The sequence below is a fragment of the Streptomyces eurythermus genome, assembly GCF_014649115.1.
Taxonomy (GTDB): domain Bacteria; phylum Actinomycetota; class Actinomycetes; order Streptomycetales; family Streptomycetaceae; genus Streptomyces; species Streptomyces eurythermus.
This window is the reverse complement of record NZ_BMSK01000031.1, coordinates 1-26,702: the sequence shown is the minus strand read 5'-3', so window position 1 is coordinate 26,702 and position 26,702 is coordinate 1. Positions and strand designations below refer to the sequence as shown.

Sequence of the window (26,702 nt, the reverse complement as noted above, 5' to 3'; positions counted from 1 at the left end):
ATCAGCCCCGGGTCAGCTTCTTGTAGGTGGCCCGGTGCGGACGGGCGGCGTCCGGACCCAGCCGCTCGATCTTGTTCTTCTCGTACGACTCGAAGTTGCCCTCGAACCAGAACCACTTCGAGTCACCCTCGTAGGCGAGGATGTGCGTCGCGACACGGTCCAGGAACCAGCGGTCGTGGGAGACGACGACGGCGCAGCCGGGGAAGTCCAGCAGGGCGTTCTCCAGGCTGGAGAGCGTCTCGACGTCGAGGTCGTTGGTGGGCTCGTCGAGCAGGAGCAGGTTGCCGCCCTGCTTCAGGGTCAGCGCCAGGTTGAGCCGGTTGCGCTCACCGCCGGAGAGGACACCGGCCGGCTTCTGCTGGTCCGGGCCCTTGAAGCCGAAGGCCGACACGTAGGCCCGGCTCGGCATCTCGACCTGGCCGACGTTGATGTAGTCGAGCCCGTCGGAGACGACCTCCCACAGCGTCTTCTTCGGGTCGATGTTGGCGCGGGTCTGGTCGACGTAGGAGATCTTGACGGTCTCGCCGACCTTGATGTCACCGGTGTCCGGCGTCTCCAGGCCCTGGATCATCTTGAACAGGGTGGTCTTGCCGGCGCCGTTCGGGCCGATGACACCCACGATGCCGTTGCGCGGCAGCGTGAAGGACAGCCCGTCGACGAGGACCTTGTCCCCGAAGGCCTTGTGCAGGTCGTCGACCTCGACCACGACGTTGCCCAGGCGCGGGCCCGGCGGGATCTGGATCTCCTCGAAGTCCAGCTTCCGCATCTTCTCGGCCTCGGCGGCCATCTCCTCGTAGCGGGCCAGACGCGCCTTGGACTTGGCCTGCCGCCCCTTGGCGTTCGACCGCACCCACTCGAGCTCTTCCTTGAGCCGCTTCTGCCGCTTGGCGTCCTTCTGGCCCTCGACCTTCAGACGGGCGGCCTTGGTCTCCAGGTAGGTGGAGTAGTTGCCCTGGTACGGGTACGCCCGACCGCGGTCGAGCTCCAGGATCCACTCGGCCACGTTGTCCAGGAAGTACCGGTCGTGGGTGATGGCGACGACGGTGCCCGGGTACTTGGCCAGGTGCTGCTCCAGCCAGTTCACCGACTCGGCGTCGAGGTGGTTGGTGGGCTCGTCCAGGAGCAGCAGGTCGGGCTGCTCCAGCAGCAGCTTGCAGAGCGCGACGCGGCGCTTCTCACCACCGGAGAGGTTGACCACGGGCCAGTCGCCCGGGGGGCACCCGAGGGCGTCCATGGCCTGCTCGAGCTGGGCGTCGAGGTCCCAGGCGTTGGCGTGGTCGAGCTCCTCCTGGAGCTTGCCCATCTCGTCGAGCAGCGCGTCGGAGTAGTCGGTCGCCATCAGCTCGGCGATCTCGTTGAACCGGTCGAGCTTGCCCTTGATCTCGGCGACACCCTCCTGGACGTTCTCCAGGACGGTCTTCTCCTCGTTCAGCGGGGGCTCCTGGAGCAGGATGCCGACGCTGTAGCCGGGCGAGAGGAAGGCGTCACCGTTGGACGGCTGCTCCAGCCCCGCCATGATCTTCAGCACGGTCGACTTACCGGCACCGTTCGGGCCGACGACGCCGATCTTCGCTCCGGGGAGGAAGTTCAGGGTGACGTCATCGAGGATCACCTTGTCGCCGTGCGCCTTGCGCGCCTTGCGCATGGTGTAAATGAACTCAGCCAAGAGAAACCGTCCGGCAGCTTGAAATCTGGCAGTGGGCAGATACACCCCATCTTGCCGTACCGCCACCCCAACGGGGAAACCCACCGGGCCGGGCGGCGCTGACCTGGGCGTTTACTGGCGGGGACGGTGCCTTGCCGGCCACCGCCGGCCATCCTCGGACGACGAATCCCCTGCCGACGTACCTCGTCCCGGTCCCGGATCACGGCCTCACGGGCCCGAGCGGCCGGTTCAGACCCGGCCCAGGTCGATCTCCATGGCGAAGGGGGCGGCGAGGTGCGTGCCACTGGCCGGGGGTGACGAACCGTGCGTCCGGGCAAGCTCGGGCAGGCATAGTGCTGGGGTTCTGCTGATTCATCCGCCCCGGGAGGAACGGCCGTGAGCGAGTCGTCCATCGATCTCGTCCGCGCGGAGGCCGCGCGATACCGCAACTGTGTGACTTCCTCCCACGCCGACGCACTGAGCGCGGAGGAGATCGCACTCGTCGGCAGGGCGGTGGCCAGGGCCGCTGCCCGCAGAGCCATCCATCAGGAGGTCACAAAAGAGTGGTGGCCGCTCGCCATCCCGGGTGGGCTCCTCCTCGCCGCCGCGTTTCCGTGGATCATCCGGCTGATGGCAGTCCACGGGAACGACGAGGTGTCCCTTGGTCTCCCCTGGCTCAACCACGTCATCAAGACGCATGACGCCCCTGGGCCCCGCTCATCGTTCCTGTGGATCGGCTTCGGCTTCTTCGTCGTGGCGTGCGTCATGGCGCTGCGGACCCAGCATCTGTACATACGGCCGCCCCGCGGGCGGAGTCTGCGTGCCGGACGGATGGCCTTGCTCCAGACCCTCGTCCTCGTCCTCGCCTCCGTCTCTTGGTTCTTCTTCGCCTACTCGGGAGGCGTCCACGGCGGACAGTGGCCCACCGCCCGCGACGCCCTGGTGCGTTTGGCCGCCGAGGGCGCCCAGGCTGTACTGATAACCCTGGCATTAGGCATGCTCGCCGCGGTCTGGATGTCGATGTGCCTGACCCTGATCAAGTGGGTGGTCCGCCCCGTCCTGCGCCCTTATGACCTGCTGCTCCTCAGCCTGGTCGACGTCTGCGAAGTCACGCAGGCCCACCGCGCCACCTGGTTCCGGGAACGCTCACGAAAGGCGGTGGAACGCGCCTTGGAGACAGCGGCCCGCAAGGCGGAGACCGCACTCCCCGCCCGTCCCTTCCCCGACGGGCGCGGGCCCGCGCGGGCCGACACACTGCGGCTGGCCGCCGTTATCCGGCAGCACCGGACCCCCATAGCCCGGGCCGGCGGTCCAGCCTCCTTCGACACCGTCACCAAGTCCCTCTGGACCGGAGTGCTCGCACTGGTCGAAGACGACTGGGAGACCCTGACCGCCGCGGCTCCCCCGGTGACCACCCTTTCCCGGCTGCGCAGGACCGCGGCCGCGGTGTGGCCCCCGGTCGTCCTCCTCACCGCGGCCATTGCGCTGCCCTGGATCCCAGCGGTGGCGCAAGCGCCCGACGTGGCGAACGGGGTGCGGGTCACCCTCATCCTCACGGCCGTCCTCAGCCTCGTCCTTCCCCGTGATTCCTCCGCGAAGACCGCGATCCTCGACGCCCTCAACAAGGCCATGTCCAGCCGCGCCGACAAGTAGGGCTTGTCCGAGGGCTACCGCACTTTGGAGGTCATGCGAGAGCAGCGGACCTGGGCTCCCCAAAGCACCGGATACTCAAGTGCCCCTCCCCCGCCCGGTCTTCTACCTTGAGCCGAGGCATCCGAACAGGGGGGATCCGCGGATGAGCATGTACTTCGACATCGGTGACGAGACGTTGTGGAACCCGTCGAACGGTGCCGGCCGCCTCTTCCTACGGCAGGTCGGCGTCTTCGAGGCGGAACTCGGACTGCCCTCGGGAATCGGGCAGGGCAAGTACTGGGGCGACCCGGACACGCTTGAGGTCGATCCCGCTGTATTCGCGCAGTTCGTACGCGGCCTGGTCGCCTGGCACTGCCAAGCCGGGCACGCCGTGATCACCGCGCTTTCGGAGGGATTCGTGTCGACGGCGATCGCGCTCGCGCGGCGGGCGGGCATCGATGTCGAGATGCCCGAACCGGGGCCCGGCCATGTGTGTGGTGGCGTCCAGTCCGATGTGCAGGTCCCCGGCAATCCCCGGGCCGCGTCAGCCATCGTCGTCGCCGCGTTGGACACGCGAGCACGGGAGATGGACCGCTGGATGGCCCGCTGAGCCGGAGCGCCGGGACCGCTCCTGCCCGCTCAACGCCCCCATCCGAACCCGCCGTTCCCGCGTCTTGCCGGACCACCAGCTCGTACGAGCCCCACCGGCCCGAGGCAGACGCGGCACAGGGACCGACGGGCACACGCGAGAGGACCTGCCCGTCAGCGACGACCGGGTGGCGCTCTGAGGTCGGTAAGCCTCGGTCGCCTGCGGGTGGCCGCGGAGTTGACCTTTGTTGGAGCAACCGCATTGCCTGGTCTGCCTGTTCGGCTGTTAGGAGCGGTACGGGGCCGCTGCCCGGCCGGTACGATGCGCAGGCTGGGCAGTGTTCACCGGACGGGGGAGGGACCATGAGGACCAAGGACCCGGAGTACCCGGCAGCGCTCGAAGCCGCCGTGGACATCCTGCGGGAGCGGGCCCGGCAGGGGCGGACCATCACGTACGGGGAGCTGAGCGCCGAGCTGGCGTCACAAGGCTTCGACTCCATCCCGCCTCACCGCGGAGTCATGACCTATCTGCTCAGGGATGTCTGCCTCCACCGCAACGAGGACGGACGAGCACCGATGCTTTCGGCGATCGTGGTGAACAAGGCCAGCGGCGAGCCATCCGGCCAGTTCTCCGAGCTTGCCCGAAGCCTTCCCTTCTCCCGTTCGGCCGACTGGAGTTGGCGGGACGAACAGCGGAGGGTGTTCGCTCAGCACCGCGAGGAATGACGTCGGACCTCGGCAACACCCGGTTCAGGAGCTCGCTCCGGCCGCTGTCCCCCGGGAGCTGGCGGAAAAACGGGCGGCTGCTTGGCGTCACTGTGTCTCCGACCGCCTCTTCGTCAGTGATGGGGGATCAGCATTGTGGGAGCAGCTCCCTGCTCTGGCCGGCGTAGTCGTGGGAGCCATCGGCTCCTACGTGGCGACCAGCCTCACGGAACGGAGCAGGTGGCGACGGGTGAGAGCCGAACGCTGGGACCAGAAGAGACTGGACACCTACGCGTCCTACGCGAACAGCCTGAAGCATCAGATCAACATCGCCCAGCGCATAGGAGCCGCAAGGGGGTTCCAACACGCTGTTGACCCGCTGGATCCGGAGCAGGGCCTGGCGCAGCTAGCCGAGGCCGAGGCGCGGCGTGCTACCGAGTGGGAAACGATGCTGCTCGTCGGGGAAGCGGAGACCATAGCGGCGGCTCGCAGGTGGCACGAATCCGTGTGGAACGTCGAACTTTATGCTCGCGGCCTGAAAGACGACCCTGCCGGCTGGGAGACAGCAGTCGGGCAGATGAGCCGAGCACGTGATGCCTTCTACGCTCTCGCACGGCGTGACCTGGGCATCGTCGGACCCCCACCACCGTCCGGCAACTGGCCTCGCGCCTGGCAGCGGCAAGACGAAACGGATTGAGAGCGACACGCTGCCGCGCGACCGGTCTGCCGCCAGAGGCACAGCGATCCATGGCTGCCGTCTCGGTTGCGGTTCGCGCTCGGCGCACACCCCTGATGCACTCCGCCTCCCTCCCGACCGAAGCGAATGCGCCACTCGACTCCCGCAGGGAATGCGCCGACGGCTCGCGTGCGTCCGGTAGGGGCCCTGGCGGATGGTTCATAGCCATTCGCGGGAGTTTGTCCCACGGGTCGAGCCTTTCAGGTTTGGCGGAAACAAGGCGTTGCCGCCTCGTTCCAGGCCGCGCAGCCTTGAGGCGCGGGAGCGCTCCCACGCCTCCGGCACCCGCACAGTGAAGACGTCCCCCACAGGAAGAACCCCGCAATGGATTGTCATGAGCATGCACAGCGCCGTACGCTGCGCGACACCGGCCGTCGGCTGGCGCTCGTCCTTAGCACCCTCGTCGGCGTGCTGATCAGCCTGATCACCTGGGGCGGCACAGCCTCCGCGCACGGCTCGGTGGTCGACCCCGCCTCCCGCAACTACGGCTGCTGGCAGCGCTGGGGCAGCGACTTCCAGAACCCGGCGATGGCCCAGCAGGACCCCATGTGCTGGCAGGCCTGGCAGGACAACCCCAACGCCATGTGGAACTGGAACGGCCTGTACCGCAACGGTTCCGCCGGCAACTTCCAGGCCGTCATCCCCAACGGGCAGTTGTGCAGCGGCGGCCACACCGAGAGCGGCCGCTACAACTCCCTCGACGCCGTCGGCCCCTGGAAGACCACCGACATCGGCTCCAACTTCACCGTGAAGCTGAACGACCAGGCCAGCCACGGCGCCGACTACTTCCTGGTCTACGTCACCCGGCAGGGCTTCGACCCCACCACCCAGCCGCTCACCTGGCAGGACCTTCAACTGGTCACCAAGACCGGCAGGTACGCGCCCAGCCAGAACTACTCGATCCCCGTCAGCACGTCCGGCTACACCGGCCGCCACGTCGTCTACACCATCTGGCAGGCCTCGCACATGGACCAGACCTACTTCCTGTGCAGTGACGTGAACTTCCGCTGACCCGGCCGCCACCGGCGCCCCGGCACCCACCGGACGCGACCCGGCGCCGACCCGGGTCACGTCCATCCGATTGGGAGCGCTCCCAACCGCTCTGGGGCTCCCTCGGGGGGAGTCCTCTCTGGGGGCTCCCCCTCCCCCTCCCCACCCCCCTCCCCACCCCCAGGAGACCCACATGCCCCTACTGCCCACCCAGTGCCCCCGATGGGTGCGCACGCCCTGGACAGCGGCTGTGGCCGTGCTCGGGCTGGCGGTGTCCCTCCTGGTCGCGGCGCCCGCCAGTGGCGTCGGCGCCGGAGCCGCCGCCGGATGCCGGGTCGACTACACCGTCAACGAGTGGTCCGGCGGCTACACCGCCCAGGTCCGCGTCACCAACCTCGGCCCCGCGCTCAGTGCCTGGCGGCTGACCTGGACCTACGGCGGCGACCAGCGCATCACCTCCGCCTGGAACGCCACCGTCACCCAGACCGGGCGCTCCGTGACCGCCGTCGGCACGGCCTGGAACGCCGCCCTGCCCAGCGGCGGCGCCGCCGACTTCGGTGTGCAGGGCACCTGGCAGTCCGCCGATCCGGCGCCCACCGACTTCAGCCTCAACGGCGTCTCCTGCGGCGGTGACGCCACCGAGCCGCCGACCACACCGCCCACCACTCCGGGCACCCCGTCTCCCACCCAGCCACCGGCCGACTGCGGCGGCGCCGCCCTGTGCAGCGACTTCGAGAACCAGGCCGGCACCTCCCCGTCCGGCGACTGGCGCTTCACCGCGCCCGACTGCCAGGGCACGGGCACGGCCACCATCGACACGGCCGTGGCACACAGCGGCGCCAAGTCCCTCCGGGTGGACGGCCGGGCCGGCTACTGCAACCACGCCTTCGTGGCCGCCACCACCGACCTGTCAACGGTCGGCCCGGTGCTGTACGTCCGTATGTGGGTACGGCACACCACCGCGCTCCCCTCCTCCCACGTCACCTTCGTCTCTATGCCGGACAGCTCCCAGGGCGGCCGGGCGCTCAGGGTCGGCGGCCAGAACGGCGCCCTGCAGTGGAACCGGGAGAGCGACGACGCCACGCTTCCCGCGCAGAGCCCGGCCGGTGTGGCGCTGAGCAAGCCGCTGCCGACGGGAAGTTGGCAGTGCCTGCGGTTCGCCATCGACACCTCCGCGCCCAAGCTGGACACCTGGCTGGGCGACCAGCAGGTCCCCGGCCTGCACGCCGACGGTGTACCGACCCAGGACATCGACCAGCAGTGGCTCTCCCGCACCACCCCGCCCCGGCCCACCGCCCTCCGGCTCGGCTGGGAGAGCTACGGCACCGGTGACGACACCCTGTGGTTCGACGACGTGGCCGTCGGCTCGGCACCGATCGGCTGCTGAGAGGAGTGCCGGATCCCGTTCACCGTGGGTCCGGCCGCCGGGCTCACGGCGGCCGTCTCTGAGCCCGCCGTTCCGTCCGGCGCTCTCACGCGTCCGGTGTCGTCTCCTTGCGGCGCAGGATGACCAGGACCGCGCCGCCGATCACGACCAGGCCTATGGCCACGCCGGTGATCAGGGGGGTGAGGGCGGAGGCGCCGGTCTCGGCCAGGTCGGTGGTGTCCAAGGCGCGGCCGCCGACCGAGGCCGGGCTGGGCTCGTTGGGAAGCCGGGCCGCCGTCTGTGTCGTGACCGCTCCCTGGGTCTTGCAGTCCAGGACGCCGGTGAAGCGGTGGCTGAAGCCATGGGGGCCGGTGATCGTGAAGTCGTAGGCCTGGTCTTCCTGGAGCGGCACGGTCACCGTGCGGGTGGCGCCCGCGGGGATCGTGTGGCCGGCGCCCATCAGCTGGAAGGTGAACGGCTCGTCGCCGTTGTTGACCGTGGTGATGTCCACCCCGCCCTTGGCGCAGTTCTCGCGGGCCGACACCGCCGGTATCGGGCCGTCGGCGGCCCAGCCGGCCGTCGCGGTCGCGGAGACGGTGGACTCGCTGGAGCCGGCCAGGATCTGGGTCTGGCTGCGGCTCTCGGAGGCGAAGGCCCGGCCCACCGGCACGGTCGTGGACGCCTGCACGGTCAGCTCGGCCGTGCCGGCCGCGCTGCCGGCGGTGTGGGCGGCCTCCTCGGCCGTGTCCTCGGGGACGTCGAAGTACAGCCGGGTGCCGTCCTTCGCGGAGGTGATCACCTTGCCGTTCTTGTCGGTGATCCGCACCCCGCCGGTGGCCGTGTCCACCGGCGGGCTCACCGTGACGGCGCTCGCGTTGGTGTGCACGGTGACCGGGCCGAGCCGGTCGCCCGGCCGGCCGGAGACGGCGGGCGGGTCCAGGGTGAGCGAGGCCTTCGGCTCACCGACGCCGCGGGCGCTCTTCTCCAGGTAGTCGGCGAGCTTCTCGGCCTGTGGGTCGAGGGCGTCGACGTCGGCGCCGTCGGAGTAGCGCCAGATGGCCACCTGGGTGCCGGCCGCCGCGTCCTGCTCGGTCAGCCCGGGTGCGCCCGCCTTGCGGGCCAGTGCGGCGAGATCGTTGACCTGGGGGTAGGAATGCTGCAGGATCCAGCCGATCCGGCCCGCGTCCTTGTTGGTGCCCAGCGAGGTACCGCTCCAGGGTGTCTCCTGGTATCTGGCGTCCCGCTGGGTCGGGTTGTGCAGGTCGACGCAGTACGTCTGGAGGGTGCCGCCGCCGTCCACGGACATCTCGAACAGGCCCGCCGGGATTCGCTGGTCGCCGCCGTCGCCGTGGATGACGGCCTCGCCGTAGGTCTTCAGACCGTTGTTCGTGGCCGTCGCCCCGCCCTCGGTCCGCGGTGTCTCGTCGGCCACCGCCGTACCGGCACCGGACAGCACGCCGGCCGCCACGAGGCCGGACACCGTCGTGGCGGCGGCCAGGCGTGCCGTTCCGGTGGACCGGCACAGCCCAGAGAGCGCAGCAAGCACAGAATTCCCCTTCGAGCAGGACCCGTTGGACGTGGGGGACGGTCCCACCAGCAGAAATCGGCAGCCCCTAGGGGCACGCCCGGCATCCTATGGATCACTCGGAGCCCAACCCGCCGGTCGGATGATCGGATGGCCGATCCGATCTGTAATCGTTATCGCAGAGACCGTCCACGAGCTGGCCTTATCGACAAATCCACCGGTTTCGCGGCTGACGGCAAGTCACCTCGCGCGTGTGACGTCACGTCACCGCGGCTGGTTCAGGCGCCTGTTGATCCGTCGGGGCGTCCTGGGTGTCCGTGCGGCTCGGTGTCTCCCAGTTCGGTTCCGGGCGGGCCGCAGCGGCCGGTGCGTCGGGCCTGGCCGCGCGCTGGAAGAGCGCCGTACCGCGTGCCAGGTCGTGGCCGATCGTCACGGCGTCGATGTCGGCGGAGGCCCACGGCTGCTGTCCCTCCCGTGTCTCCGTGCGGACCTTCAGCCGGCCCTGGACGACGACCGGCTGGCCCACCTCCACGCACGCCGCCACGTTCACCGCGAGCTGCCGGTTGGCCCACACCGTGAAGAAGTTGGTGTGCCCGTCGGTCCAGGCGCTCTTCTCCCGGTCCCAGTACCGCGCGGTCACCGCCAGCCGGAACCGGGCCGACGGACCCGCCGCCGACTCCCGGTAGACCGGCTGGGTCGCCACGTTGCCCACCACACAGACGATGGTCTCGTTCATGTCTCGCTCCCCTCCCCCGCCCGCGCTCCTCCGGCCGGGCGGACACACGTACGGGCCCGCCCCGTACGGCTGCGTCTGCCGTGCCGGCGCGTACGACTGCCGTACGCGCCCGCACCTTTCGCCGACCGCTCGCGCCGTCCGCCGCCTGTGCGGCCGGACCCGCCGTGCGATCGCCGTGGCCTCAGACTGCCTCCGCCGGGCCGGGCCCGCTGAGCGCTGTGGACGGCCGCCCGCCTGTGGATAACTCCGTCACCCGCGCGGGTGAACCCCACCCCCTCCCCCCGCCCCCCAACCCCACCAACCCCGCCAGCCCCACCACCAACACCACGGACGCCACTGACACCAGCGACGCCACCACCGCCCCCGCCGCCGCCACCAGCGAGGCCACCATTAGCCCCACCGGTCGCCCCTGCCCCCAGGCCCGCTCACACCACCCCGGTCCTGCTCCGGGCGACCCTCCCGTACTGTTCCCGCACCTCCCGGTACCGCAGCAGCTCCGCCGCCACCGGATCGAGCACCCGGGCCCGGCCGCAGCCCGCCGCCGCCTCCCGCAACCGCCGTTCCGCCTCCTGGCCGTAGCGCCGCGCGGGCCCCCGGGCCGCCATCCGGCACCCCCACTCCACCAGCGGCCCGCCGACGATCCCGCACACCATCAACAGCACCGGAACGCCCAGGTTGGGCGCCATCAGTCCGGCGATCTGCCCCACGAGCCACCCGCCGCCCACGATCTGCAGCAGGGTCATCGCCGCCTGCACCAGTACCGCCACCGGCCACCAACCCGGCCGGGGCGGGCGGCCCGGCGGCAGCCCGGCCCGCGCCGACAGCGCGTCCAGCGCCTCTGGCAGCCCCTGGGAGCCGCGTACGGCCGCCTCGCGCACCGCCTGTGCCCACGGCGCGGGCAACCCGGCCGAGGCCCGGTCGGCGACCGTGCGGACCGCCTGTTCCACCCGCTGGCGGGCCGTGGCCTCCTCGTCGGCCTGGCCGCGGACCGCGTGACGGCCCGTCGTGGCCTCGCCGCGGCCCTGGTACCAGCGCCACAGCCGCAGCCAGGGCGTGCCGCAGGCCCGGTTGGCGTTGCGCAGCCAGGCGCGTTCGGCGGCCTCGCCCGCCGCGGTGGCGCCCACCGCGTCCGCGAGCCGCGCGGCGAACTCCTCACGGGCCTCCTCGGTGAGACCGACCCGCCGCCCGGTGGCGTACACGGGCCGCAGCCCCGCCGCGGCGGCGTCCAGGTCGGCCGCGACCCGGCGGGCCGGCGCGCCGCGCTCGGCCACGAACTGGCCGAGCGCCTCGCGGAGGTCGCCGACCCCCTCGCCGGTGAGCGCGGACAGCGCGAGGACGGTGGCGCCCGGTTCGCCGTGTTCGCCGAGCGCGATGCCGTCCTCGTCCAGCAGCCGCCGCAGGTCGTCCAGGACCTGGTCGGCGGCGTCACCGGGCAGCCGGTCCACCTGGTTGAGGACGATGAACATGACCTCCGCGTGGCCGGCCATCGGCCGCAGATACCGTTCGTGCAGCATGGCGTCGGCGTACTTCTCGGGGTCGACCACCCAGATGACCGCGTCGACCAGCTTCAGGATCCGGTCGACCTGTTCGCGGTGCTGCACGGCGGCGGAGTCGTGGTCGGGCAGGTCGACCAGGACCAGCCCGCGCAGCTGCCCGTCGTTGTCCGGGCTGTGCATGGGCCGGCGGCGCAGCCGGCCCGGGATGCCCAGTCGGTCGATGAGGGTCGCCGCGCCGTCGCTCCAGCTGCACGCGATGGGCGCGGCGGTGGTCGGGCGGCGTACGCCGGTCTCGGAGATGGCCACCCCGGCGAGCGAGTTGAACAGCTGGGACTTGCCGCTGCCGGTCGCGCCGGCCAGGGCGACGACGGTGTGCCGGCCGGAGAGCTTGCGGCGCGCGGCGGCCTCGTTCAGGACCCGGCCCGCCTCGGCGAGCGTGCGGCTGTCCAGCCGGGTACGGGACAGCCCCACGAGCTCGCGCAGGGCGTTCAGCCGGGAGCGCAGCGGGCCGTCGTACGCCAGCGGAACCGGGACCTGCGCGCCCGGCCCGCGGTGCGGCTGCTCCCCGGCGGAGGCGCGCTCGGCGGCGAGGGCGGCGGAGGCGGACCCGGTGACGCGGCGGGCGATGAGGCCGTCGTCCCAGGCCTCCTGGGCGGCACCGGCTTCGCCGTCCGTGGCGGAGGTGGGGGCGGGGGTGGCGGCGCCCGGCGCGGTGGTCGTCCTGGGGGGCGTGGCGCCCGTTGCGGGGCGGGGTTTCGGGGAGCGTGCGGGGTGCGGGTGGGGGCGAGGCACCGAGACGCCCTGCTCGGCCGCGCGCCCGCGCGCGGCACGGTCCCGGTCGTCGTTGCCACCGGCTTCACCGGGCCGCCGGTCACGGTCCTGGGCGCCGTACCGGTCGTGGTCCTGCGCACCGCGCCGGTCACGGTCCTGGGCACCGTGACGGTCATGGTCCTGGACGCCGCGCGGGTCGTGGTCCCGTGCACCGTGACGGTCATGATCCTGGACACCGCGCCGGTCCCGGTCCTGTACGGCGTGACGCTCGCCGCCCTCTTCGGCGTGGCCGTCGCGCTCGCGCTCGTGCTCATGGGCGCGGCCGTGGTCGCGGTCGCGGTCGTGGTCGCGGCCGGTGCTACGGCCACGGTCGCGGTCGGTGTCACGGCTGTGCTCGCGGTCGGTGCCCTGGCCGTGCCCCTGGTCGCGGTCGGCGTTCTCGTCGCGTGCGCGCGCGGGACGCTCCCGGCCGGTGTCCGGGCCGCCCTCGACGGTCTCGTCCGGTACGCGCGCGTGCAGGACACCGGGGCCGTCCCCGGCGCCTGCCTCGGGTCCGCCGCCGGTCCCGTCGTCCGTGGCGTGGTCACCCCGCCTCTCGTGGCGGCCACCGGTGCCGGGGCCGTCGTCCTCGGGGCCTTCCTTCACCGGGTTCAGGCGCGCGTGCGCGAGGCCGCCGGCGCGTTCGGTGCCGTCCAGGGCGTCCGTGCCGGTGTGACCGACGTGCTCCAGGGACCCGGTGTCGCCGCTGCCGCTGTCGGTGCGCCTCATGTGGTCGGTGTGCTCCGTGTGGTCCTGGTCAGTGACGGCGGTCACCGGTCACCTCTCCTTCTGCAGTACGGACAGCGCGGCGATGAGTTCGGCCTGGGGCTCGGGGTGGACGTCCAGGGCGTCGAGCGGGGCGAGGCGCCGCTCGCGTTCGGCGTGCATGACGCGGTCCACGTGCTCGGTGAGCAGCCGTCCGGCCCGGTCGCGCAGCCGCAGGACACCGTGGGCGCCGAGCCGCTCGGCGAGCCCCTCGCCGGCGGTGCGCGCCCGGCGCCCGCCCAGCACCGCCGTGGCGACGAGGGCGGCGACGACCTCGGGGTCGGGGGCGCCGGTGCGCTCCAGGACCCGTACCTCGTCCTCGGCGTACTCCTCCAGCTCGCGCCGCCAGCGCCGGGCCGCGAGCCCGATGCGGTGCTCGGCGCTCTCCAGGGAGGTGTCGCGGGCGGTCAGCTCGGGGGCGCGGGCGGCGGGCTCGCGCCGCCAGGCGTCGTCCACGCGCTCGTCGGCGGCGGTGACGGCGCACAGCAGCAGGGCGGCCAGGCTCTCCACGAGGGCGTCGAGGAGTTCGGCGGCGGTGCAGTCCAGGGGGAAGGCGCGCCAGCGCTTGAGGGCGTCGCCGGCGAGTACGGCGCCGGACTGCAGGCGGCTGCGCACGCGCGCGTGCTCGCTGTCGTAGGCGGCGTCCACGGCGGAGGTGAGCCGGAGGGCCGCCGCGTACTGGGCCGCGGCGGCGCCGGCCAGCTCGGGCATGCGGGACTTCAGCGAGTCGAGCAGTCCGTAGGCGGTCCGGGCCATGATGTGCTGGCGGGCGGCGGGATCCTGGGCGTGGTGGGCGAGCCAGCTCTTCAGGGGCGCGACGGCGGTGGCGGGCAGCAGTCCGGCCCCCCAGGCGGACTCCGGCAGCTCGGGCACGGTGAAGCGGGGTACGTCGCCCAGTCCGGCCTTGGTCAGCAGGGCGCCGTACTGCCGGGAGACCTCGGAGACGACCTGGTGGGGCACCCGGTCCAGGACGGTGACGAGGGTCGCGTCGTACTCCTTGGCCGTGCGCAGCAGGTGCCAGGGGACGGCGTCGGCGTAGCGGGCGGCCGTGGTGACCATGATCCAGATGTCGGCGGCGCAGATGAGTTCCGCGGCGAGGACGCGGTTGTCCGCGATCAGGGAGTCGACATCGGGGGCGTCGAGGAGAGCGAGGCCGCGCGGGAGGGTGTCGGCCGTCTCCACGCGCAGCACGCGCGCGTGCTCGTCGTCGGTGGGCGGGAACTCCTCGGCGGGGTCCCGGTCGGGGTCCCATACGCGGGTGAGGGCGGGGAGCACGCGCATGCCGCTGAACCAGTGATGGTCCTCCGGATGGCAGACGAGGACCGGTGTCCTGGTGGTCGGCCGGAGCACGCCCGCCTCGCTCACCCGTCTGCCGACGAGGGAGTTGACCAGGGTTGATTTCCCCGCGCCGGTGGAGCCGCCGACGACAGCGAGCAACGGCGCCTCGGGGTGCCGCAATCGGGGGACGAGGTAGTCGTCGAGCTGCGCGAGGAGTTCGTCGCGGTTGGCACGCGCGCGTGGGGCCCCGGCCAGGGGCAGCGGAAAGCGTGCGGCGGCGACACGGTCGCGCAGAGCGGAGAGTGTGTCGAGCAGCTGAGGCCGTACGTCCAAGGTCACCACATGCGAAGAATGCCCAATTTTAGGGGAATTCTGAAGCATATGGACATGTCTGCGCGCCGACAGAACACAACGGACGGAAAGGACGAGTGGGACACTGGCACAGTCCAGGCATAACGAGTGCACAACACCCGGGGCGTCAGACGCCAAAAGCGGTGCACGATTCGCACCTGCCTGCGATTATCAGGACCGCTTCACCGAACCTCCACATCGAGCCACGGAGGGGAAGCGACAGGGTCAAGGAACCGGGAGCCCTATCCTTGACCCCGGCAACGTCACGGATCGGCCCCCACCAGGCCACCAGGCACGAGGCCACCCCACCCGGCCCCCGTAGCTCAGTGGATAGAGCAGGCGCCTTCTAAGCGCTTGGCCGCAGGTTCGAGTCCTGCCGGGGGCGCCAGTCTCCGCCCTCCCGCTCGGGAGGGCTTTTCGCTGGTCAGAGCGGATGCCAGTAGGCACGACAAAGCCCCGGGCGCCCTCTTGACGATCAAGGGTTGACTCCGGGGCCGTCCGGCTATCACCGGGTTCTCGCGGGTGGCCGTGTCGAACACGTGTCGAAGTTCTCGACCGGTGGAAGATCAGCCGGCGCCCGGCACCTCCGCCTCCGCCTCCGGAAGATCACCCGCGGCTACCGGCCGCCGCTTCAGGTCCGGCAGCTGCCCGTCGACGCACCGGGCCTACGGCGCCAGCAGCACGGCGACGCCGTTCCCGGCCCACTCGGCCACCTGGACGGGCGGGATCCCGTCGTTGAGCCACTTCGTCAGGCGCGTGTGCCGGATGTCGTACCCGCGCCGCCCAGTGGGTGACTCGAAGACGTGCGGGGGCAGTACGGCCTTACGCGCACTCCGCCACGCCCGGCGGACGACGGAGCCGGCGAGGATGCCGCCGGACTCACCCTGGAAGAGCAGATCACCCGGCTGGAGCTGTTCGTCCTCGATGTGCCGCCGCAGGATGCGTGTGGGGCAGGATGCCCCGGCACCGCGCGCGTCTCACCCTCGGTACGGCCCTTCAGATACCGTCGCTCGTGAATCTCCCCCGTGTCGGTCCACTGCTTCCCGATCTCCGGCGTCGCCGCGTGGATCAGCAGCTCGCACCACTGGTCGTCGGCGTCGGGTTCCGGCAGGGTCACGTCCTCCACCCTCATGGCTACTGCTTCCTCGGGCCGTGGGACCGCAGTAGTACCACGTGGCGAAGAAGGCGTGGAGCCGCTTGCCGCCCCGCGGACGGCGCCGAATCCAGTCGAGGATCGCCGCCGCCTGCTCGGGGTTCAGCAAGGACCGTTTGTCCACGGCGTTCATGGTCTTCGCGACCGCCGTCGACTCCTTGCCCTTGGGAAGAGGACTGACCCGAAGGATGCGCCGCCGGATCGCGTACTTCATGGCGACGTTGAGGATCCTGCGGTTGCGCTTCCGGGACCAGGCCGCCGCTTGCTTGCCGTCAAGGCGGGTGTCGATGACGCGCAAGACCTCGTCGACCTTTTCCGGGTCCTCCCAGACCGAGACGGGCAGGGAGTTCCGCTCCACCCACTTCTGGATGGCCACTACGTCTGGGGCGCGCCCGGACGTCGGTTGGTGTTGAACGCCCGTTCACGGAGGGCCGTCCGCACGGCCGCAGGCGCGAACTGCGTGGGCTTCGCCCGCAGCAGGGCGATAGTGGTGGCGGTCAGCGTCTTCGCGATGTTCTTGCGGCTGTTGCCGCCGAGGTGAGGCCAACGGGCGTCCACGTACTCGACGGCGAACTTGTACCAGCTCACAGAAGCCGACTTGGACCGATGAGACACCGGGAGACCGTGGCGACGGCGAAGGCCCCGCCGTTGCCCGTGGCCCGGATGAGGTCCGACCGGAAGCCCTCGGCGAGCGCGACGGTGTTGAAGGGCTCACGCCAGCGCTTGTCCGCGACAACCCAACACACGGTGTACGTGGTCTTCCGGGCGCCCTTGCAGGCGAGGATCTTGTACTCCTTCACGTCGTACGTCGTCTCCATCAGGCGGCATCCTCGAACCCAACAAGACTCCCAAGGCCGGCGTAGCCCGCGAGGTCCTGGAAGAGACAGGTATCCACGTCGAGGTGGACGAGCTGACCGGCGTCTACAAGAACCTCACCCATGGCATCGTGACTCCGGTCTTCCGCTGCAAGCCATCCGGCGGCACCGACGGCACCCTTTTCCGTAATGCGCCTGGATTCAGAAGTCACTACGAGCCACCATTATCCGCGCTTCTGCGCCCTGACTGGAGAGCGCGACTGATGCCCTGCATCGACTTATCGATTCCTTTTAGGGATGCGCGAATCTCCTTGATCTGAGACTCCGTAGAAAGTGGTGACGTGACCCACGTTTCACTCTGCATAAGATCGACGTCGAGATCAAATGTATCTGTATATTCTTGCTTCCCGTCCGCCGACTCGCATGAGATCGTGACTGTGACACGCTCTGGGGTTGGTTCCGAGTTGACGAAATGGTCCCCCTGGGGCTCGCCTACGTAATAAACGTTGCGGAGTTCAGTCCCTGGTGTCAACGTGGGAATTACCCTCGAATAGCGGCTCTTCAGGAAGGGTACGACGCTCTCTCGGGCCATGTCGGGAGGAGGGTCAGGAATCGCAGGATCGAAACTAACCCGTACGTTCTTCGCTACCGACGGTCCGTAATTTCGGATTACGAGATACAAAGTGCCACGGGACGGCAGTGCATCGCGGAACTCCGCCGCCACCATTGGCCGACTCCTACTGATGCTGTCACGTCGAGTCTGGAGCAATGTGCGAACGCCATTCACGGCAGCGAACCATGCTGCACCAGCACCTGCTGCTCCGGCTGCTGCCGCCAACCATGCCGGACCGTTGGACATTTGCCGCCCCCATACTTCTCTGCCAGGGTGGCGACCCTACCCACAGCGCCAAGTCCGCACCACAGGTATCCAGATTTCCAACGAGCGACATCCAGTCGACTCACCTCGCATGGAGCCTGCGGCGGCTGCGACCACCACTCGACTGGCTGGTGCACATGCTTGCCGGACATCCGTCCCTGCAGAGGGTGTCCCCGAGCCGCCAGGGCTGCGGTAAGCAGCGTGCCAGATAGTGCGGGGAACCGCGGGGAACAACGGTCACTCACCCAGCACGTCAACATGCCATGTTGCCGCTCCGCAGCAGGTCGGCAAGCCTACCGAGCGCGCCAAACCCAAGCTTCCCAAGCTGAGGGCTCAGGCGCCGTCGTCACAGGCGACCGTCGTGGCTTGCTCTGCTCGACGGCACGGACAGAGTAGCTGAGGCCGGCGGAGTCGGGGAAGAACATACATACACGCCCGGGTGATCGGCGGGTCCGCCGTCGTGGGCTGTGGTCCATGCATCGAGGCGAAGCGGCCGTCGCATTCTTGGCAGCGAAGAGCGTGGAACATGGGCACCACCGGAGCCGTCACCCTGGTTAGATCGGGATAAACTGTGGGCCGCAGGTGCGCCCGCTCGGACGTGACACGTGCCGCGCTTTCAATGGCACTATTAAATGCCCGCCGTAACGCAGCTTCGTCACAGTTACTCACGGTCGAGAATAGTTGACGCGGCAATCCAATCCTAGCTGGAAAGCGGGATGAATATCTACGTCCGTGATCGATTCCAGATTTCGCGTCCTCTCGGCGAAGTCTGGGTGATCCTGAGCGAAGCGGAATTCGGAGCGACTGCCCGTCTTGCAGCCGATGAAGCCGATGTTGTATAGGAGGGATACTAGCGGTCCGTACCAGTCAGACCAACTTCCCTCCGAATGGGTCCACATTTTCGCGGTGAGTTCGGCGACCCAGTCGGCTCCGGCGAAGTTTGGGTCGCCGGCCGTTTGCGTGATGGCATCATCCAGCCTGCGAGTGAATTCGTCAGCCGTCATTGGGAGAGTCATTCCCTCAAACACCTCGAATATCCGATCAATCCCAGGGTAGGAAGTCTTCCACTCGTCACGCAAGGCTAACAGGCGATTCCGCGAGTACGCCTCTTCCGCTCCTCTAATATCTTCCCAAGTGAGGCGTTCACCCCTTCCTGAGCTAGCGAGAGTTTCATTGAAAAAGGCGATGATATCCCGTGGACGCATCAGCGTCCGCTGGAGCATATAGGCGAGAGCATCGCCACGAGTTACATTTGAACGCGGAAGAATGTCGTAAACTGATCGCAGCTGGACATCAAATCCAGCCGTGGCGACCTTAATTCTTTCGGAGACCAATTCCTGCAGCTCTGCTGCCGTCCAGCGCATCCGAAGCGCGAGCGCCCGGAACTTTTCTTCCTGTCCGCCTGACCGGTGTCCGAAGTCGAGATGCTCGAAAATGTTGGTACGTAGAGCAACGATGATTTTGAGATTATCAACGCGTTGCAGGTCTAGCACTGCTCGAAAAAGACACCTGATCAGGCCATTTGCCAACTTGTCGTCGACCCAATCCCGGTCCAGGTCGTCGATCACGACATAGGTGAAGTTTTGTCGGCTATCCAAGATGTCCTCATCCAGCACGTTCACCATCTTATTGAGCCGGGCCATCTGCGTCTCATTAACGATGCGCTGAAATCGGTCCGCTAATTCCATGCGAACTTCAGACGAGTAAGTGTCCCCAGATGAAGCCCCAAGGCTTGCGTCAGTAGATCCTGGTAGAGTCACCTTTCCCTTAGCTTCCTTATTGATACGCTCCTCAAATTTTTCAGTGACTTCCCGAACTCGCTGGTCGGCCTCGACCCAGAATCGGTCATGAAACTCTTCTAGATACTCCAGGGCCACCTTTTTGCCGGGGTCTCTTCGAATTTTATCTCGTAGAGTGGCCAGGAATGTGGCCTTCGCTGCCGGAGTGTTGACCTTGTAACGGTGACGGATCAACTCAACAAGCAAAACATGTTTCCATAGTGCGATAAACAGAGGATCTAGACTTACTTCTAGCCCATCGAGGTAACGCATTACCCCAAGGTTGGTAATATACTGGAGGGAAAGGTCTTCCGGGATGATCCTTACAACATGCTCAGGATTATCCTCCTGCAGCTGCTGAAGTGCAGCAGACTTACCACTTCCTGTACGAGCGATCAGAAAGCAGCGACGGTCGTCTTTATCGGAGATTGTCAAGTAGTCGTCAGATTCATAGAAGGCAGAATGCAGTAGCCGCTTATCTGCTTCCGCTTGTTCGGCGCCCAAATTGAAGTTCGCCCCGCGCCGACGAGTCCTACGCTGAACCATGCGCCCCCCTCAACTCCGCAGAGCACCCCAAACTCAGCGTCATGATTCATGCACGTTACCTCAGCTGCCGCAGATTGAGTAGGGTCTCGGTAAATACCGATGGGTACCTTCAGGTAGAAGGAAGCCGCAGCGTCGCGAGCGTTCTAGCCAGTTGCCGGTGTGAGGTTGGTTCGTGGTGACGATGAGGGTCGTCCCAGAGTGCTCTGCATACTCCACGGCATACGTACGCGGCGACCCGCAGAGCGCCTGGCCCTAGGCGGGCCTGCGTCGCAGTCGCCAAAGGTAGCCGTCCCTTGGTCGACGACGTCAGTCGGCGCCGACCGACAACGACAGAAGCCCATGGCTCTGACAAGGTCAGAGCCATGGGCTTCTTCTGTCCCGCTGGTCAGTGGTCCTCAGGGTCGATGAGGGTCGCTCACCGCCAGGAGGTGACCGCGGCTGACTGCAACGCGGAGAACATCCCGCAGCGACCCGGCCAGTTCCCTCGCCAGCGGGTGCAAGTCTTCCAGGCCGGCGTCCTGGTCGTCGAGGGTCTCGGAGGCATGCTCCAGCAACTCGGCCGCCGTCCCCAGTTGCACCGCTTCGATGTTGTCCGCCAGGCGGGACATGTAGCTGGCCTTGTCGTCGGTGTCCAAGTAGCAGGGCTTCCCGCCGGGCCCCGACCACGGGAGGAGGCGCAGTTGGTTCGGTGCCGTCATTGTTGGGTTCCCTTCTCTTCGGTGACGTCGTGGGTGGTGAAGACCGCGTCAACGCCGTCCCCTGGGAACACGAGTAGCGCGGCCTCGACGACTCGACCGGTGGAGTCGGTCGCGATCCGGGTGATCGTCAGGGCTGCCGCCGTTGGGCCGATCCGGAGGACGGATGCCTCGTCCGGTGTCGGTGGACGAGCACGTACCGTCTCCCGGACAGTTGCCGGTGCCGAGCCGAGGACGGCGAATCGCGCGGCCGTGTTCCGCCATGAGGAGTCGTCGCCCAGCACCCCGGCCGGCGCCAAGTCGCGCGGGATGTAGATGCGGGCCAGACCGTGCGGTGCGTCCCCCTCGTGGCTGATGCAGAAGAACTCAGCGAGGGGGCTGCCCGTCGGCACCCTCAGCAAGGACGTCAGGTGGCCGTCTGCCTGCACGGTGGCGGTGCGAACAGTGACGCGCACGGCCGCTTCAGCGGCGGTCCATGGATCCAGCGTTCCCCATCCCCCGACGTACATGATCTTGCGGAGTGAGCGGCGGACGAAGTTGCCTTTTCCGTGGATCTTCTCGACGAGACCTTCGCCTTGGAGGACTGCGAGCGCACTTCGCAGTGTGGTCGTACTGACCTTGTATCGGTCGGCGAGGTCTGCCTCGGAGGGCAGGTGTTCACCCGGTTTGACTGCGCCGGTTGTGATCCGGCGCCGGAGATCGTCGGCGATGTCGTGGTGGCGTGAAGGCACGGACGGGATCACCGCCTTCTCTGCACGCGAACGGCGGCGAGCCGGGTTCGCGCGTGTATGGTCAGCAGCTCGCCCGACTCGAAGAGGAGTCGTTTGGCCCCTTGGGGAAGTTCGAAGAGGTTCATGACCCGGCACGCTCTGCCGCCCAGTTGGATGACGTCGCCACGCTGCACGGTGGTCGCCGTGACCTCGACCATGGCAACCATGGCGCCGCCCGGTGCCCAGCCGCTCACCGCTGTACCTCCCTGGGCTCTGAGCGGCCCGGGATCGAGTGACACGGGCACGCGCACGTCTCATAGACAACCGGCAGGTCGACCGGCGCGCAGACGGGAGAGGACTCCGTGCAGAGCGGGTGTGTGCCCATACGGCAGGCGGTCGACCGGTAGGGGACCGTCGAGGCGTCGGTGACGCGAAGCTGTTGGCGTGGAGACATCAGCCGGCCCCCGCGAGAGTCGACCAGGCTTCAGGCGGCAGATGGGAAGCGACGGCCACCGCCCGTGGCCGTACTCGTTCCTCCCAGGCCAGCACGTAGGGGCGGACGAGTGCGTTGTCCTCCCCTGCGAGCGGGAGTCGATGGTCGGCACTGTCGGAGAACCGGTCCAGTGGTCGCCTCGACGCAGCGGCGGACGCCGGGAAGGTGGGGGCGACCGTCGGCTGGGAGGGCGTTAAGGGGCGGCGGTGCCTGCCCTTGGGGGCGTACCGCGCTCTGGCGAGCGAGACGGCACGGCGGATACGGTTGAGCACGCTGCTCAGCTCCTATCGCTGATGGCTCGGTCCCCCGACATCGCCCGTCGCGGGGACCGCTTTGTGTACGACCGCCCAGAGGGTGCGGCCGTTCAGGCTGGTGGCGAGGAGGCCGAACCGGTCGGCCTCTGCCACGGCTTCCAGGGCCTTCCGCCATGAGTCGGCGGAGAGCGCTTCCGGTACCTCCGCTTCGATCGACGTGTACCGGTCGTGCTCCTCCACGCGCGTGGCAAGCCCGATGGCGGACAGCCGGGCGGCGATGGCCGCCGCGCGAGATCCCGAAGCGGGCACAGGGCAGCCTCCGTCAACCGGCGATCACTTTCAGTGAAGCTAGTTAACTAGATTAGAGCTAGTGGACTAGATTTTCCATATGCCTGAGCAGCCGCCCTATCTCCGCATCGCCGACGAACTCCGGCGCCGGATCGCGGAGCACGTATGGGAGCCCGGGGACCGTCTGCCGTCTCGCGCCCAGATCGGCCAGGAGTACGGGGTCGGCGAGAACGTGGTCCGCCGGGCGCAGGAGTTGCTGATCTCCCAGGGTGTGCTGGAGGGCCGCGCCGGTTCGGGCACGTACGTCGCCGAGCCTCGGCAGCGCATGCGCATGGTCCGGTCGTCGGCGCGTGAGCGGCCCGACGGGTCTCCGTTCCGGGCGGACATGAAGGCCGCGGGCAGGCAAGGGGACTGGGAGAGCCGGACCGAGGCCAAGGTGCCGGCTCCCGCGGACATCGCGGCGCGGCTCGGCATCAGCGAGGGTGATCTGTGCGTCCGGACGACGTACGAGTTCCTGGGCGACGGCAGGCCGGTGCAGCTGTCCACGAGCTGGGAGCCGTACGACCTCACCGCCGGCACCATCATCGTTCTCCCCGAGGGCGGCCCGCATGCCGGGGCGGGTGTCGTGAACCGCATGGCCGCGATCGGGATCACCGTCAGCCACGCCGTGGAGCAGCCCGAGCCGAGGCAGGCGACCGCCGAGGAGGCGTCACTCCTGGGCATCCAGAAGGCCGCGCTCGTCACGCACATCCGGCGGACGTACTACAGCGACGAGGGACGGCCGGTCGAGACGGCGGACATCGTGGTGCCCGCCGCCCACTGCGAGATCGTCTACGAGATCCCGATCAACCGGTAGCGGGCCCGCTCCCCGGCAAGGTCGCCTCTCTCGGCCCGTATCGTGACCGCATGCGCAACGAGCGGCACGGCGAGCGGCTGTCGGACGAGGAGATGGAGCTGTTCCTTCAGTACCTCCACAGGTTCGCGAACCACGACCTTGATCTCTTCGCGCTCATGGAGGTCGGCGACCCTGAGCACCCCGCGTACGTAACCTTCACCAGAGATCCCGCAGCAGGTGTCGACTCCTCGGCGTACCAACGGCCGTAAGCCTGAGGCCGACAGGCCCACCAAGGGCGTGTCGAATGCGTGTCGACGGCAGGTGGCACGCGGCGAAGGGAAGGCGTGACTGCGCAGGTCAGGAGCAGGCCCCATGCAAACACACCAAGCGCCTTCCAAGCGCTTGGCCGCAGGTTCGAGTCCTGCCCGGGGCGCCACCGGCCATTGTCCCGGTCTTCGGTCCGGCTCGAGGAGTCGGGGGGTGACAGTCCTGGTCAGGTCGCTGCTGTCATGATCGTTTGATCACGATCGGCAGGAGGAGCAAGACATGGCGACACAGCTGCCCGAGGGGTTGGTCACGCCGGCGCTCGTGGTCGACCTGGACGTCATGGCCGGGAACATCACACGCATGGCCGAGGCTTCCCGGGCGGGGGGATTCACCCTGCGCCCGCATGCAAAGAGCCACAAGTGCGCGGACATCGCCCGCCTCCAGCTGCGGTCCGGTGCCCGTGGGCTGTCCGTGGCCACGATCAGCGAGGCCGAGGCATTCGCCCGGGCCGGCGTGGACGACTTGTTCATAGCCTCTCCTGTATGGCCCGACGCCGGTAAGGCACGGCGGCTGCGCCGGCTGGCGGACGACGTCGCCCTGAGAGTGGGCGTCGATTCGGCGGAGGGCGCGCGGCGGCTCGGGGAGGCCGTGCGGGGCGCCGCACGACCGGTCGAGGCGCTCGTCGAGGTCGACAGCGGTGCCCGCCGGACCGGGGTGCCGCCGCAGGCCGCCGGGGAGGTGGGGCAGGCGGCCGCGGAGGCGGGCCTGCGCGTCGTCGGCGCCTTCACGTTCCCCGGGCACGGTTACGGTCATGACCCCGAGGCGCGCGAGCGAGCCGCGCGGGACGAGGAGCGGGCGCTGGGCGAGGCCGCCGAGGCGCTGCGCGATGCCGGTCTCGAGGCCGCTGTGCTCAGTGGCGGATCGACCCCGACCGTGGGCCGGTGGCGGCCCGGCACCGTGAACGAACTGCGGCCCGGTGTCTACGTCTTCAACGACGCCACGCAACTCGCCATCGGCACCTGCGCGGCCGGGGACCTGGCGCTGGCCGCCGTCGCCACGGTGATCAGCGTTCCCGCCCCGGACCGCTTCGTGCTGGACGTCGGGAGCAAAGTGCTCGGCTCGGACCGGTCCCCCTGGGTGCGGGGCCGTGGCCTGCTTCCCGCGTTCCCCGAGGCGACGATCACCTCGCTGTGGGAACACCACGCCGTGGTCCGGCTGTCGGCCGAGGTGCGCGGGCCGGCCCTGGGGTCGACGGTCGCCGTGGTTCCCTCCCACGTCTGCACGCCGGTCAATCTCGCCGACGAGCTGCTGGTCGTCCAGCGCGGCGAGGTCGTCGACCGTTGGCCGGTGACGGCCCGCGGCGCCAACACCTGAGCCGCCGCGCCCGGCCACCACGCCCAGCAGCCGCGCCCGGCCACCGCCCCCAGCCACCGCACCCGGCCACCACCTCCAGCCGCCGCGCCCGGCACCGCCCTCGGCCACCACGCCCAGCCACCGCCCCCAGCCACCACGCCCGGCCACCGCACCCGGCCACCACCTCCAGCCGCCGCACCCGGCCCGGGCGCCCGGCGCACCACCGAGCGACCACCGGCCCGCCCGATGCTTGCCCGCCGGAACGGACGTACCGGAACAGGGGCACCCCACATGACCGACGCGTTGGCGGACGAGGCAGCGGCGCCAGGACTGTCCCGGCCGGGGCGCCGGGCGCTGCGACGGCTGGTCGCGGGCTCGGCCGTGGACTCCCTGGGCACCGGGCTCAGCACGGTCGTCGTGCTGCTGTATTTCGTCCGGATCATCGGCTTCAGCACCGTCTCCGTCTCCGCCGCCCTGTCCATCGGCGCCGCGCTCGGTCTCCTCACCCCCATTCCCGTCGGCCGGATGGCCGACCGCCTGGGCCTGGTCCGGGTGTACGTCACCGCGCTGTGCCTGCGCGGCGCCGGCTTCCTCGCGTACGCGGTCGTGGACGACTACCGCTGGTTCTTCTGTCTCACCCTGCTGCTGATGTCCGTGGAGGGGACGACGAGTTCGCTCCAGCAGTCCCTGATCGCGGGCCTGTTCGGGGAGGCGGGGCGGGTGCGCGCCATCTCCGCCGTCAGTGCGGTGCGCAACGCCGCGCTGGGCGCCGGAACCCTCCTCGGGGGGCTGGCGCTGTCGACGGGATCCCGGTGGGTCAACGCCTCGCTGCTGGCCGCCAACGGGCTGTCGTTCCTCCTCTTCGCCCTCGTGATCGCGCGACTGGGACGCCGGCTCCCGCACGGGCCCGGCAACCCGCAGGAGGGACCGGCCGGGCCGCCCGAACCCGGTTCCGGACCGGCCGACGCGCCGCCCGAACCCGGTTCCGGACCCGCCGACGCGCAGCCCGAACCCGGTTCCGGACCCGCCGGCCCGCCGCCCGAACCCGGTTCCGGACCCGCCGACGCGCCGCCCGTCGTACGCAACGCGCGCTTCCTGGCCCTGTCGGGCGTCAACGGCATGCTGTTCCTGCACGATTCCGTCCTCAACGAGTTGCTGCCGCTGTGGATGGTGGCGTCGCTGGGCGTGTCGTCGGTGGTGATGTCCGCCCTGCTGGTGGTCAACACGGTACTCAGTGTGGTCCTCCAGATCGTGCTCGGCCGGATGGCGGGCGCCCAGCGGCGCCCGGCCGCCATGCTGGGCCTGGCCGTCGTCCTCCTCGTCGTGTTCTGCGCGGTCTGCATGGCGGCCGGACGGGTCTCCCCGGGAGCGACGGTCACCCTGTGCACGCTGGCCCTCGTCCTGCTGACGGTCGGGGAGAATCTCCATTCCGTCACCAGTTACCGGCTCTCCTTCGACCTGGCCCCCACATCCCGTCGTACCGAATACATGGCGGCTTTCAACACGGGCTACGGATTGCAGCGGGTCGTCGGTCCCGTCTTTCTCATCGGATTCGTTTTCACCGCGGGCGATTTCGGCTGGCTGGTGCTGGCTTCGGTGTTCGCGGTGTCCGGGGCGGGTGTGTACGCCCTGTCGCGGTGGCGCGCGGCGCGATCGGCCGGTTCCTGAATACGGCGCCCCGGGGCCATGGGTGTGGGTTTGGCTCTGTGGGCGGTGCGGGGCCGGTGTGCAGGGTGGGGGTGTCCGTGTTGGTGAGTTGGGAGGTTCTTGTGTCGGGAGCCGTGTTGGACCGGGAGCGACTGGAGTCGCTGGCGGCCGAGCTGATGGAGCGCCAGTTCGCCCGCGTGCCGCGGATGCGCGAACTGCACGCCGGCGAATGGATCGAGCGCGACTACTACGTACGCCACGTCGTCGAGACGGTGCTGCGCATCCGCCTCAACAACGAGGTCGACACCTACGCCCTGTTCAAGGTCGGGTCACGGGACGACGCGCTCGCCGCGCACCTGGCCCAGTAC

At 69.3% G+C, this 26,702-nt stretch carries 25 protein-coding genes, 1 tRNA gene and 1 pseudogene; 13 read left to right on the top strand and 14 right to left on the bottom strand.

Annotation, left to right across the window (positions count from 1 at the left end; genetic code table 11):
• Nucleotide 1: 1 nt before the first annotated feature.
• Complete coding sequence (ettA, locus tag IE251_RS37725; RefSeq protein WP_189757456.1) at nt 2–1,666, bottom strand: energy-dependent translational throttle protein EttA; 1,665 nt, start codon at nt 1,664–1,666, stop codon at nt 2–4.
• Nucleotides 1,667–2,041: 375 nt separating this feature from the next.
• On the opposite strand from ettA, the gene IE251_RS37720 reads away from it, so the two are divergent.
• The 6 genes from IE251_RS37720 to IE251_RS37695 all read left to right on the top strand — a co-directional run bounded on the left by IE251_RS37720 (nt 2,042) and on the right by IE251_RS37695 (nt 7,683).
• Complete coding sequence (locus IE251_RS37720; protein WP_189757455.1) at nt 2,042–3,298, top strand: hypothetical protein; 1,257 nt, start codon at nt 2,042–2,044, stop codon at nt 3,296–3,298.
• 142 nt (nt 3,299–3,440) lie between these two features.
• On the top strand, nt 3,441–3,887 hold the full coding sequence (locus tag IE251_RS37715) for a DUF6086 family protein (protein ID WP_189757454.1): 447 nt from the start codon (nt 3,441–3,443) through the stop codon (nt 3,885–3,887).
• Between the two features lie 341 nt (nt 3,888–4,228).
• Entirely contained in the window at nt 4,229–4,591 is a 363-nt protein-coding gene (locus IE251_RS37710) for a hypothetical protein (protein ID WP_189757453.1), read from the top strand.
• 229 nt (nt 4,592–4,820) lie between these two features.
• Nucleotides 4,821–5,267, top strand: a complete 447-nt coding sequence (locus IE251_RS37705) for a hypothetical protein (RefSeq protein WP_229897117.1) — start codon at nt 4,821–4,823, stop codon at nt 5,265–5,267.
• A 363-nt stretch (nt 5,268–5,630) separates the two neighbouring features.
• On the top strand, nt 5,631–6,317 hold the full coding sequence (locus IE251_RS37700; protein ID WP_189757451.1) for a lytic polysaccharide monooxygenase auxiliary activity family 9 protein: 687 nt from the start codon (nt 5,631–5,633) through the stop codon (nt 6,315–6,317).
• A gap of 172 nt (nt 6,318–6,489) precedes the next feature.
• The gene (locus tag IE251_RS37695; RefSeq protein WP_189757450.1) at nt 6,490–7,683 is read left to right on the top strand and encodes a cellulose-binding domain-containing protein; all 1,194 of its coding nucleotides are present in this window, start codon (nt 6,490–6,492) and stop codon (nt 7,681–7,683) included.
• Between the two features lie 85 nt (nt 7,684–7,768).
• On the opposite strand, the gene IE251_RS37690 is transcribed toward IE251_RS37695, so the two are convergent.
• The 4 genes from IE251_RS37690 to IE251_RS37675 form a co-directional block, all read right to left on the bottom strand.
• Entirely contained in the window at nt 7,769–9,208 is a 1,440-nt protein-coding gene (locus IE251_RS37690; protein ID WP_229897116.1) for a Cys-Gln thioester bond-forming surface protein, read from the bottom strand.
• A gap of 238 nt (nt 9,209–9,446) precedes the next feature.
• Complete coding sequence (locus IE251_RS37685) at nt 9,447–9,923, bottom strand: single-stranded DNA-binding protein (protein ID WP_189757449.1); 477 nt, start codon at nt 9,921–9,923, stop codon at nt 9,447–9,449.
• A 425-nt stretch (nt 9,924–10,348) separates the two neighbouring features.
• The gene (locus tag IE251_RS37680) at nt 10,349–13,003 is read right to left on the bottom strand and encodes a GTPase (RefSeq protein ID WP_189757448.1); all 2,655 of its coding nucleotides are present in this window, start codon (nt 13,001–13,003) and stop codon (nt 10,349–10,351) included.
• 3 nt (nt 13,004–13,006) lie between these two features.
• A complete protein-coding gene (locus tag IE251_RS37675) occupies nt 13,007–14,614 on the bottom strand; it encodes a dynamin family protein (protein ID WP_189757447.1) in 1,608 nt (535 codons plus the stop codon).
• A gap of 321 nt (nt 14,615–14,935) precedes the next feature.
• Here IE251_RS37675 and IE251_RS37670 point away from each other — a divergent pair.
• A tRNA-Arg gene (locus tag IE251_RS37670) sits at nt 14,936–15,011 on the top strand.
• 589 nt (nt 15,012–15,600) lie between these two features.
• Here IE251_RS37670 and IE251_RS41500 read toward each other — a convergent pair.
• From IE251_RS41500 to IE251_RS41490, 3 genes are read right to left on the bottom strand one after another with little or no spacing between them, the layout of a single operon-like run.
• Nucleotides 15,601–16,152 carry a site-specific integrase gene (locus IE251_RS41500; protein ID WP_229897115.1) on the bottom strand — a complete coding sequence of 184 codons (552 nt, stop codon included), beginning with the start codon at nt 16,150–16,152 and terminating at the stop codon, nt 15,601–15,603.
• Nucleotides 16,152–16,364: a hypothetical protein gene (locus IE251_RS41495; RefSeq protein ID WP_229897114.1), complete on the bottom strand. Its 213-nt coding sequence runs from the start codon at nt 16,362–16,364 to the stop codon at nt 16,152–16,154. Before IE251_RS41495 ends, IE251_RS41500 begins: the two co-directional genes overlap by 1 nt.
• Nucleotides 16,361–16,594 (bottom strand): hypothetical protein, encoded by a 234-nt coding sequence (locus IE251_RS41490; RefSeq protein WP_229897113.1) that lies wholly within the window; start codon nt 16,592–16,594, stop codon nt 16,361–16,363. Before IE251_RS41490 ends, IE251_RS41495 begins: the two co-directional genes overlap by 4 nt.
• 2 nt (nt 16,595–16,596) lie before the next feature.
• Here IE251_RS41490 and IE251_RS41485 point away from each other — a divergent pair.
• Nucleotides 16,597–16,770 (top strand): annotated as a pseudogene (locus IE251_RS41485) (NUDIX domain-containing protein); the annotation flags it as partial.
• A 32-nt stretch (nt 16,771–16,802) separates the two neighbouring features.
• Here IE251_RS41485 and IE251_RS42405 read toward each other — a convergent pair.
• The 6 genes from IE251_RS42405 to IE251_RS37635 all read right to left on the bottom strand — a co-directional run bounded on the left by IE251_RS42405 (nt 16,803) and on the right by IE251_RS37635 (nt 22,253).
• Nucleotides 16,803–17,450, bottom strand: coding sequence for a DUF8453 domain-containing protein (locus IE251_RS42405; protein WP_491590665.1), 648 nt, complete (start codon nt 17,448–17,450; stop codon nt 16,803–16,805).
• Between the two features lie 683 nt (nt 17,451–18,133).
• Nucleotides 18,134–19,792, bottom strand: a complete 1,659-nt coding sequence (locus IE251_RS37655) for a P-loop ATPase, Sll1717 family (protein WP_189757446.1) — start codon at nt 19,790–19,792, stop codon at nt 18,134–18,136.
• Between the two features lie 395 nt (nt 19,793–20,187).
• Complete coding sequence (locus IE251_RS37650; RefSeq protein WP_189757445.1) at nt 20,188–20,490, bottom strand: hypothetical protein; 303 nt, start codon at nt 20,488–20,490, stop codon at nt 20,188–20,190.
• Complete coding sequence (locus IE251_RS37645; RefSeq protein WP_189757444.1) at nt 20,487–21,230, bottom strand: GntR family transcriptional regulator; 744 nt, start codon at nt 21,228–21,230, stop codon at nt 20,487–20,489. Before IE251_RS37645 ends, IE251_RS37650 begins: the two co-directional genes overlap by 4 nt.
• Nucleotides 21,227–21,451: a hypothetical protein gene (locus IE251_RS37640; protein WP_189757443.1), complete on the bottom strand. Its 225-nt coding sequence runs from the start codon at nt 21,449–21,451 to the stop codon at nt 21,227–21,229. The genes IE251_RS37645 and IE251_RS37640 overlap by 4 nt, the downstream gene beginning before the upstream one ends.
• A gap of 523 nt (nt 21,452–21,974) precedes the next feature.
• Nucleotides 21,975–22,253 carry a hypothetical protein gene (locus IE251_RS37635; RefSeq protein WP_189757442.1) on the bottom strand — a complete coding sequence of 93 codons (279 nt, stop codon included), beginning with the start codon at nt 22,251–22,253 and terminating at the stop codon, nt 21,975–21,977.
• A 79-nt stretch (nt 22,254–22,332) separates the two neighbouring features.
• On the opposite strand from IE251_RS37635, the gene IE251_RS37630 reads away from it, so the two are divergent.
• The 5 genes from IE251_RS37630 to IE251_RS37610 form a co-directional block, all read left to right on the top strand.
• The gene (locus IE251_RS37630; protein ID WP_086696701.1) at nt 22,333–23,088 is read left to right on the top strand and encodes a GntR family transcriptional regulator; all 756 of its coding nucleotides are present in this window, start codon (nt 22,333–22,335) and stop codon (nt 23,086–23,088) included.
• 50 nt (nt 23,089–23,138) lie between these two features.
• Entirely contained in the window at nt 23,139–23,336 is a 198-nt protein-coding gene (locus IE251_RS37625; protein WP_189757441.1) for a hypothetical protein, read from the top strand.
• A gap of 277 nt (nt 23,337–23,613) precedes the next feature.
• Nucleotides 23,614–24,708, top strand: a complete 1,095-nt coding sequence (locus tag IE251_RS37620) for an alanine racemase (RefSeq protein ID WP_189757440.1) — start codon at nt 23,614–23,616, stop codon at nt 24,706–24,708.
• Nucleotides 24,709–24,978: 270 nt separating this feature from the next.
• The gene (locus IE251_RS37615) at nt 24,979–26,355 is read left to right on the top strand and encodes an MFS transporter (RefSeq protein WP_189757439.1); all 1,377 of its coding nucleotides are present in this window, start codon (nt 24,979–24,981) and stop codon (nt 26,353–26,355) included.
• A 116-nt stretch (nt 26,356–26,471) separates the two neighbouring features.
• On the top strand, nt 26,472–26,702 hold a 231-nt coding region (locus IE251_RS37610; protein ID WP_229897112.1), incomplete at its 3' end, for a hypothetical protein.